Annotated in this window: 7 protein-coding genes and 1 pseudogene; 5 read left to right on the top strand and 3 right to left on the bottom strand. The window is 65.1% G+C overall.

What is annotated here, in order from left to right; genetic code table 11:
• Positions 1-212, top strand: a pseudogene (locus tag EN906_RS13865) (ornithine cyclodeaminase family protein); the annotation flags it as partial.
• A 126-nt stretch (positions 213-338) separates the two neighbouring features.
• Here the strand turns inward: EN906_RS13865 and EN906_RS13860 are convergent.
• The gene (locus tag EN906_RS13860) at positions 339-956 is read right to left on the bottom strand and encodes an XRE family transcriptional regulator (protein WP_127271375.1); all 618 of its coding nucleotides are present in this window, start codon (positions 954-956) and stop codon (positions 339-341) included.
• A 135-nt stretch (positions 957-1,091) separates the two neighbouring features.
• On the opposite strand from EN906_RS13860, the gene EN906_RS13855 reads away from it, so the two are divergent.
• Genes EN906_RS13855 through EN906_RS13845 form a run of 3 tightly spaced genes read left to right on the top strand, consistent with a single transcriptional unit; the run spans position 1,092 to position 5,067 of the window.
• Positions 1,092-2,225: an FAD-binding oxidoreductase gene (locus tag EN906_RS13855; protein WP_127272047.1), complete on the top strand. Its 1,134-nt coding sequence runs from the start codon at positions 1,092-1,094 to the stop codon at positions 2,223-2,225.
• A 55-nt stretch (positions 2,226-2,280) separates the two neighbouring features.
• A complete protein-coding gene (locus EN906_RS13850) occupies positions 2,281-3,882 on the top strand; it encodes an ABC transporter substrate-binding protein (RefSeq protein WP_127269268.1) in 1,602 nt (533 codons plus the stop codon).
• A 3-nt stretch (positions 3,883-3,885) separates the two neighbouring features.
• Positions 3,886-5,067, top strand: a complete 1,182-nt coding sequence (locus EN906_RS13845; RefSeq protein WP_236382751.1) for a serine hydrolase domain-containing protein — start codon at positions 3,886-3,888, stop codon at positions 5,065-5,067.
• Here the strand turns inward: EN906_RS13845 and EN906_RS13840 are convergent.
• Positions 5,064-5,777 carry a 3-keto-5-aminohexanoate cleavage protein gene (locus EN906_RS13840; RefSeq protein ID WP_127269269.1) on the bottom strand — a complete coding sequence of 238 codons (714 nt, stop codon included), beginning with the start codon at positions 5,775-5,777 and terminating at the stop codon, positions 5,064-5,066. The two genes, EN906_RS13845 and EN906_RS13840, sit on opposite strands and share 4 nt — an antisense overlap.
• Before the next feature lie 320 nt (positions 5,778-6,097).
• Here EN906_RS13840 and EN906_RS13835 point away from each other — a divergent pair, with 320 nt between their 5' ends.
• Positions 6,098-6,292: a hypothetical protein gene (locus EN906_RS13835; RefSeq protein ID WP_164748793.1), complete on the top strand. Its 195-nt coding sequence runs from the start codon at positions 6,098-6,100 to the stop codon at positions 6,290-6,292.
• A gap of 54 nt (positions 6,293-6,346) precedes the next feature.
• Here the strand turns inward: EN906_RS13835 and EN906_RS13830 are convergent, their stop codons facing one another.
• Entirely contained in the window at positions 6,347-8,464 is a 2,118-nt protein-coding gene (locus EN906_RS13830; protein WP_127301839.1) for an EAL domain-containing protein, read from the bottom strand.
• Between the last annotated feature and the right edge of the window lie 170 nt (positions 8,465-8,634).

Genomic DNA, 8,634 nt, shown 5'->3' with positions numbered 1-8,634 from the left:
CCCCGGTCGGTTCCTGCGAACTGGTGGGCATTGATCCGGAAACCGGAACCGAGCTTGGCGAAATGCTGCTCGGACTGCGGCCGGGACGCGTCAGCGCCGATCAGGTCACCGTCTACAAGGCCATGGGCGTTGCAATGGAAGACATGGTGGCCGCCGATCTCGCCTATCGCGAAGCGGTTCGGCGCGGAATGGGACGTGTAGTTGCGCTGTAGCGGAGCCGCTCAATTGTTGGAGCCAGCGCCGCCCGTCGATAGGATCGTCCTTCTCCCCGTGAACGGGGAGAAGATGGCGGCAACCAGATGAGGGGCAGCACCAACGTGGAGGGTTGGGACCTGCCCCTACCCCTCCACCGTCTCCAGCACGCTCAGCAGCGCGCCCTCCATGTCAGGCTCGTCGCCGGAGCAGACGCACAGCATCTCGGCGTCGCCCTCGCCCACCGACAGGTAGGCGTGACCCATGGTGGAATCGATATAGACGCTGTCGCCCTGTTTCAGCCGCACCGGCGCGTACTGGTCGGTGTGCAGCTCGATCTCGCCCTTGAGCACGATCAAAAATTCCTCGCCGGCATGCCTGGTCAGCGGGCCGAATTCCTGCAGCGTGCGGGCGCGTGCATAGGCGTGGATCGGCACCATGCGCTTGCGCACCAGATCGGTGGCCAGATAGCGGTAATCGTAGTTGCGGGTCAGCTGGCGCAGCGTGTTGGACTGCGAGGTCACCGAACGACGGGTGCGCGCGGCCGGCTGCTTGCGGTCGCCGCTGAGCAGCTCGGTGACATGGATGCTCAGCCCCTCGCAGATCTGCAGCAGCTTGTCGTAGCTCAGCGACATCTGGTCGTTCTCGACTTTGGACAGCGTCGACACCGCGACGCCAGTCAGCGTGCTGACCTCCTGCAAGGTCCAGCCATGCGTCTTCCTCAAGCCGCGCAGGCAATCACCGAGGTTCGGTTGCTCCGACATCGTCAGCTCCTGGCGCGGCCACCGGGCCGCTTCTTCACCCTAGGTAGTCCAACTCCCTGCCGCCATCAACAACGCTAACAATTTTCTTATACGCTAAATATTGACTGGATACGAAATTATTTCTACCCCTAGGACATGCAGTCCAAGTCTCTCCAAAAAATCGTCGTCATCGGAGGCGGCATTGCCGGCCTTTCGCTGGCGACGGCCGTGCAATCCTGGGCCGAGATCACCGTGCTCGAGCGCGAGCCGCATCTCGGCTACCACGCTAGCGGCCGCTCCGCGGCGCTGTTTTCCGAAACCTATGGCAATGCGCTGGTGCGGGCGCTGTCGCTGGCCAGCCGGCAGGCGATCATCGATGGCGGCTTCGCCGCCCACCGGCGCGGCGCGCTGCACGTCGGCGGTGTCGAAGACAGTGCAGCCGTCGACCGCATGGCGGCCGAGATGCAGGCGCTGGTGCCGAGCGTACGGCGCCTGTCAGCAGCAGAAGTCACCGCGCTGGTGCCGGTCATCGCCACGGCAACCACCTGCGGCGGCGTGCATGAACCCGGCGCGCTCGATGTCGACACGGGAAAGATGCTTGCAGCTTCAGCCTCCGCGCTCAAGGCCGGCGGCGGCGTGATCCGCACCGGCGAGGAAGTGCTGGAGATTTCCCGCGTCGCAAATGGCTTCAGCGTCACCACCAATGCCGGCGCCTACCAGGCCGACATCGTCGTCGACGCCGCTGGCGCCTGGGTCGATGTCGTCGCCGGGCTGGCCGGTCTCTCCGGTCTCGGCTTCCGGCCGAAGCGCCGCACCGCCTTCCTTTTCGATCCGCCCGCCGGCACCGACATCAGCGCCTGGCCGCTGGTGGTCGATTTGCATGAACAATTCTACTTCAAGCCCGATGCCGGCAGGCTGATCGGCTCGCTGGCCGACGAGACCGATTCCGAACCCTGCGACGCCTATCCGGAAGACATCGACGTCGCCATCGCCGTCGACCGCATCGAACAGGCGACGTCGCTGCGCATCGGCCGTCCGTCGACGCCATGGGCGGGCCTGCGCACCTTTTCGCCCGACCGCACGCCGGTCATCGGTTTCGACCCGCGCCTGCCCGGCTTCTTCTGGCTCGGCGGCCAGGGCGGCTACGGCTTCCAGGTGTCGCTGACGCTGGCGCGGCTGGGTGCGGCGCTGCTGCGCGGCCAGCCGCTGCCGGACGATCTCACGGCACGCGGTATCACCTCCGCCGCGCTTGCGCCCGACCGTTTCATCACCCCGGCGGCGACGCCATGAACTTCACCGGCCTGCCCTTCCCTCAACCCGTAAAGTGTCATCAGGAGCGTTTGCGATGAAATCCGTTCTGCGCGCAGTCCTTAGCTCGTCCTTGCTGGCCTCGTCCGTCCTTCTTGGCGGACAGGCCTACGCCAAAACCCTGGTCTATTGCTCGGAAGCCAATCCCGAAACCTTCAACCCGGCGATCGGCACGGCGGACTCCACCATGGATGCCGCCGCCAAGACGATCTTCAACCGGCTGGTCGAGTTCAAGCCTGGCACCACCGAGGTCGGGCCGGCGCTGGCCGAAAGCTGGGAGGTCTCAGCCGACGGCAAGATCTACACGTTCCACCTACGCCACGGCGTGAAATTCCAGTCGAACGACCACTTTACACCGTCGCGCGAGTTCAATGCCGACGACGTGCTGTACACCTTCAACCGCCAGCGCGACGCCAGCAATCCCTACCACAAGTTCGGCGGCGGCGCTTACGAGTACTTCAACGCACTGGGCATGGGCTCGCTGATCGACAAGATCGACAAGGTCGACGACCACACCGTGCGCTTCACGCTGACGGCGGCCAACGTCACCTTCCTGCCCGGCATTGCGCTCGACTATCTCTCTATCCTGTCGTTGGAGCAGACCGAAAAGATGGTCACCGCCGGCACGCCGGAACTGATCGATAGCGAGCCCGTCGGCACCGGCCCGTTCGTGCTGCAGGCCTATGTCCCCGACAGCCAGATCCGCTACGCCGCCAACAAGGATTATTGGCGCGGCCCGCCGAAGATCGACACTCTGGTGTTCGCCGTTACGCCCGAACCGACCACGCGCGTCGAGCGTCTCAAGGCCAATGAGTGCCAGGTCGCCGCCCCGCCCCCGCCAAGCGCCGTCGCCGATTTGCGCACCGATCCCGACATCACCGTGCTCGACCTCAAGGGTCAGAACATCGGCATCCTCGGCTTCAATGTCGAACACCAGCCGCTCGGCGATGTGCGCGTGCGCATGGCGCTGGCCAAGGCCGTCGACCGCAAGGCGATCGTCGACGCCGTCTATGCCGGCGCCGGCACGGTCGCCGGCAGCGTCGTGCCGCCGGCGCAGATCGGGGCCGTCACCGACGCCGGCATCGACTATGACCCGGATGGCGCGAAGGCGCTGCTGAAGGAAGCCGGCCACGAGAGCGACCTGAAAATCAGCCTGTGGGCGATGCCGGTATCGCGGCCCTACAATCCCAATGCCAAGCGCATGGCCGAGATGATCCAGGCCGACTGGGCGAAAGTCGGCGTCAAGGCCGAGATCGTCAGCTTTGAATGGGGCGAATATCTCAAGCGCACCGCGGCGGGCGAACAGGACGCCTATCTGCTCGGCGGCAGCAGCGACAATGGCGACCCCGACAACATGCTGAGCTACCTGCTGTCCTGCGACGGCGTGAAGGGCGGCTCCAACCGCTCGCGCTGGTGCGATCCGGCCTTCGAGAAGCTGCTGCAGGACGGTCGCGTCGCCGCCGATCCGAAACAGCGCGCCGACATCTACGCCAGGGCGCAAGCGATCCTGAAGGTCGAGGTGCCGGTGGCGCCGATCGCCCATTCGGTGGTGGCGATCCCGATCCGCAAGAGCGTGCTCAACTACGTGCTCGACCCCTTCGGCCGGCAGAACTTTGCCGCCGTCGATATGGCGGAGTGAAGCTTGGCGACCCTGCCCTCGGGCTCGGCCCGGGGACGCACCGACACCTATGAAACCAGCAATTTGGCGGCGAAAGCAGAATCCATGCGTGAAGACCTGAACGCCCTCCTCAAGACCTATCTCACCGATGGCGCGGTAGGCGCCTCGCTCGCCTACTCCACAGGCGCCGCACCAACCGCCCTCACTGCCGGCCTCGCCGACCGGGAGCATGGCATTGCCGTCTCGCCCGACCGCCTGTTCAAGATCGGCAGTTGCACCAAAACCTTCGTCGCCGCCGCATTGGTCAAGCTCGCTCAGGACGGCAAGCTCGACCTCGGCGCGCCGATCGCCTCCTGGTTTCCCGACCTCCCGGGAGCAGAAGACATTTCGGTGCGCCAGCTGATCAACCACCGCAGTGGCCTGCCCGAGTTCGAATATTACATTCCGATGGATCCGAGCCGGCAATGGACGCCGCAACAGCTGGTCGACATAGCCTTCGTTTCCGACAAGCAGAAGGCGCCGGGCGGGCCCGCCGTCTACAACAACACCGGCTATGTTCTGGCCGGCATGGTGATCGAGGCTGTCTCCGGCCAGTCGCTGGGCGGTTATGTCAGAAGCGCGGTGCTGCACCCGCTCGGCCTGACAAACACCTGGTCGCCGGCCACCGAAGCCTTTCCGGAAAAGTCGATGGTGCGTGGTTACTACCACCGCCCCCCGCCGCCAGCGAATGCGCCCACCGACATCGCCTCGGGCGGCGAGATGTGGCGCATGGATGGCGTGCTGCCCTACTCCGACGACTTGCAGGATTCCTCCGATTCCTTCCCGTTCGGCGCCGCTTATGGCTGCGGCGACATGGTGTCGACGCCGTCCGATATGGTGAGCTTCATGCGTGGTCTCTTTTCCGGAAAGCTGCTGTCGCCGCCGTTCTTCGCCGAGATGTTCGAACACCGCGTGCCGGCAAGTTTCCCTGGCACACGCATGCGCGAGACCGGCGCCGGCATGTTCCAGAGCGCCTACGCCGATCGCGCCTTCTACGGCCACCAGGGCAGCATCCCCGGCTACGTCGCCGTGATGCTGCACGACCCGCTGTCCGGCCTGACCATCGCCATGACCAGCAATGTCGGCTCCGGCAACCGGCTGTCCTTCCAGGCCAGTGGCCTCCATCCGGTGGTCGATAAGGCGATCAGGATCATTCTGGAAAACTAGCCGCGAAAGATCGCCACGGCGGCAGCGATGATCGCCGCGTTGTCCTTCGCCACAGTTCCATCGGCGAGCGTATTGCCGTCTTCCAGACCGACCCGTGTCGACCAGCGCTTGCGATGCGCAACCTTGACGAAGGGCCAGACAGTTGCATCGACGCCATGCAGCAGGATCGGCCGCCGTACCCCGGCGCGCTCGAGCACGGCGACGATGCCATGCGCTTCGTCGAGTGCAGCGGACAGGTCCGGGATGTCGATCTCGATCAGAATGCGCAGCACCTGGTCGTGGCCGGGAAGCGCTACGAAGCGCTCGGCATCGGCGACGACGGCAAGCCCCGCCTCGATGCCGACACCACGCTGGCGCAGCAGTTCCATCACGGCGGGCGCATCCGGTTCGGACAGGTTGACCGAAGCATAGTCGGGCAGGTCTCGCCAGCCGGCGATCGCCGTGCGGGTCCGCTCGACGTCGTTCTCGATCCAGGCGCCGGTCGACACGCCGACCAGTGTTCCCGGGCAGGTCCGGCGCACCGCCAGCACGGTGGCGTCGACGGCTGCCAGGCTTTCGCGCCCGTCAGTGCCGCGCGGATGGATGTGCAGTTCGGCCGCTCCAGCGGCGACGCAGGCTGCCGCATCGCTGGCCATTGCCTCGGCAGTCAGCGGCAGCTTCGGGTGGAAATCGCGCACGCGCGCGCCGTTGATGCAGGCCTGGACGATCATCGGTCTCACCTTGCGCAGGAAGTTGACAGTCTAATCACGCGGCGGTGAAGCCGCCAATCTCCCCCGTGTGGGGGAGATCTTCAATCTCATCAAGCGTGCAGGCTGCGAAACAGATCGAAAATCTGATTGTTCAGGTCGGCAGGACAGCGCCCCCCTTTATCCTGCCGGACATCTCCCCCACGGGGGGAGATTGGCAGCATCAACGCCGCGCGCCTCCCCGCAACATTCGGCGGCATTTGAATAAAAGCCGCTTGTGGATATTTACCCGGCGTTCCCTCGTCTCCGGCAAGGTCTTCTAGGGCGGGATCATGGAGGGACCATTGACCAGCGATTTTTCAGCCGCCCGCATCCACCTCGAACGAGCCTATCATTATCTGCAAGGCAACGACGAGACGAGTCGCGCGGCCTGTGAAGCGCTCGATCTGTTGATCGAAGCGGTGACGGAAGCGCAGCACAGGCGACCCGAGGCTGGAGTGCTGGAGTTTCCGCAATCGACGGCGCGGCGAACCGGATAGAATGCGGCGAGTTTCAGGTCAGTTCGGCCTGGCCTGAAACTCGCCGCACCCGGATCACGATGCCTTGCGGGCCGTCGCTCCCTTGGTCGCACGCGCGACAATTCGTTCCAGCGGCTCTGGCCGGTGCAGCAAAAATCCCTGGCCGAAGGCGACGCCCATGTCGCTCAACATGGCCAGCGTGTCCTGCTGTTCGATCTTCTCGCCGACCACGTCACAGCCGAGGCTGCGGGCGATGCTGGTGATGGCCAGCACGATCTCGCGGTCGAAACGGCTTTGCGTGATGTGTTCGATGAAGGAACCGTCGATCTTGATCGTGTCGACGGGGAACCGCCGGAGATATTCGAACGAGCTCATACCGGCGCCGAAATCATCGAGGCTGACCCGGCAGCGCCGCTCGCGCGCCTTGCGCACAAACTGTTCGGCGGCGTCGAAATTGGTGACGGCGGCGGTTTCGGTGATCTCGAAGCCGATGCCCGAATGCGGCGCCCCGGTTTCTTCTATGACGTTGTCCACGAAGTCCCAAAGCTGCGGGTCGCTCAGCGTCTGCGCCGACAGATTGAAGCCAAGCGTCAACGCCCCCGAACGCAAGGCGGCACCATGCCGCGACAGCGCGGTGCGGATGATCCAGCGGTCGAGCCGCGACGCGATGCCGAACCGCTCGGCCACCGGAATGAACTCGCCGGGTGGCACCAGCCGGCCGTTGCGGGCGGCGAGCCTGGCCAACACTTCGACATGGCGGCTTTCCAGCCAGGGACGGCCCAGCCGATGGATTTCCTGGCCAAACAGCTTCAGCCTTCCGTCTTCCATGGCATCGACCGTATCGGCGACGACGCGCGCCGCGTTGAGGCCACCCGAACCCGATGCCGTATCGGTGGAGAAGACGGCAAATCGGTTCCGCCCGGCGGCCTTGGCCGCGTAGCAGGCGTCGTCGGCGCAGGCCAGCGCGTCGGCCACCGTCGTGTTGGCGTCATCGACGAAAGCGATGCCGATCGAGGCCGCCAGCTTGCGCGACGTGGCCGTCGATCCTAGTTCGGCATCGCGAACCGCGGCAAGTACCGCGTCGGCCAGCCGCCCGGCCTGCGCCGTATTGCAATTGGGCATCAGCAGCGCGAACTCGTCACCGCCCAGGCGCGCGGCATGCGCCGTCGGGGGAAGGCAGCCCAGAATGCCTAGGGCAACGCTTTTCAGTGCCAGGTCGCCGGCCGCGTGGCCGGCAAAATCGTTGAGCGCCTTGAAGTAGTCGAGATCGACGTAGAACACGGAAAGCGGCAGCAACTGCGGGGCCGCGATGTGATCGGCCAGCAGCCGGTCGAACGCGGCGCGGTTCAAGAGACCGGTGAGCGCGTCATGGCGGGCCGCATAGGCAAGCTCCTGCTCGCGCTGCTTGTCTTCGGTGATGTCGCGCACCGTGCCCAGGATCTGCCCCGCCAGCCGGCGGTCCGGGATTTGCGGGTCGGCGATGAAACGCAGCAGGGATTCTATGTGCCGGACCTCTCCGTCGCGCCGGACGATGCGGTATTGCACGGCGGTGACCTTGTCCGTTTCGAGCGGCACCAGATGCGCGCGCGACGCGGCCTCCTTATCGTCCGGATGCAGATAGCCGAACCAGTGGTCGCGCTCGACTTCGGCGGTGTCGGAGACAAGCCCGAAAATCTCCCTGGTGCGTTCGTCCCAATAGCTTTTGCCGGTGGCGAGGTCGTGGTGCCAGATGCCGGTACCGCTGGCGGCAAGCGCCAGGCGGAAGCGCACATTGACCTGCTCGAGTTCGGCTTCGGCCGCCTTCTGCTTGGAGATGTCGGTCTGCACACCCATCAGCCTGAGCGGCTTTCCCATCGCGTCGCGCTCGACGGCGCCGCCGCGATCGAGCACCCACACCCAGTGTCCCTGCTTGTGCTTCAGCCGCAATTCGGTCTCGATGGCGTCGGTCAGGCCGGCAATGTGGCGGTCGCCGCTGGCCAGCGCCCGCTCGCGGTCGTCGGGATGGGTCAGTTGCAGCCACAGGTCGCTGGTGTTGGCAAGTTCGCTCTCATCGTAGCCCAGCATCCGCGCCCAGGTCGCGGAATAGAAGCAGTCGCCGGTTACAAGATCCCAGTCCCAGACACCAAGATGGGCGCGCTCCAGGGCCTTGGCCCAGAACGTTCCATTGCGACTTTTCTTGCCCTGACGCGCCATCGTCTGCTTCGCCTGCTCCACCGCAGGGCAATCTGCGGCAAAACCAGAGAAGAAACAGTTACCACGGCGATGGCGGGCTGCTTTGTTGGCTCCTCACCTGCCGCCTCTGCTCTTCGATTGGCCGGCAAGAACCGGAGTTTCGCATCGGCCGGATGTTCCTAGTCATGGCT

It is taken from the genome of Mesorhizobium sp. M7A.F.Ca.CA.004.06.1.1 (genome assembly GCF_003999135.1).
Lineage (GTDB): Bacteria > Pseudomonadota > Alphaproteobacteria > Rhizobiales > Rhizobiaceae > Mesorhizobium.
Note: the sequence above shows the minus strand (reverse complement) of the source record. Positions and strands in the feature narration are given on the sequence as shown.

What these genes read in the sequence shown, in the direction of transcription:
- EN906_RS13860 (WP_127271375.1), bottom strand. Translation starts at nt 956, where the DNA reads ATGTCGGAGCAACCGAACCTCGGTGATTGCCTGCGCGGCTTGAGGAAG.
- EN906_RS13855 (WP_127272047.1), top strand. Translation starts at nt 1,092, where the DNA reads ATGCAGTCCAAGTCTCTCCAAAAAATCGTCGTCATCGGAGGCGGCATT.
- EN906_RS13850 (WP_127269268.1), top strand. Translation starts at nt 2,281, where the DNA reads ATGAAATCCGTTCTGCGCGCAGTCCTTAGCTCGTCCTTGCTGGCCTCG.
- EN906_RS13840 (WP_127269269.1), bottom strand. Translation starts at nt 5,777, where the DNA reads ATGATCGTCCAGGCCTGCATCAACGGCGCGCGCGTGCGCGATTTCCAC.
- EN906_RS13830 (WP_127301839.1), bottom strand. Translation starts at nt 8,464, where the DNA reads ATGGCGCGTCAGGGCAAGAAAAGTCGCAATGGAACGTTCTGGGCCAAG.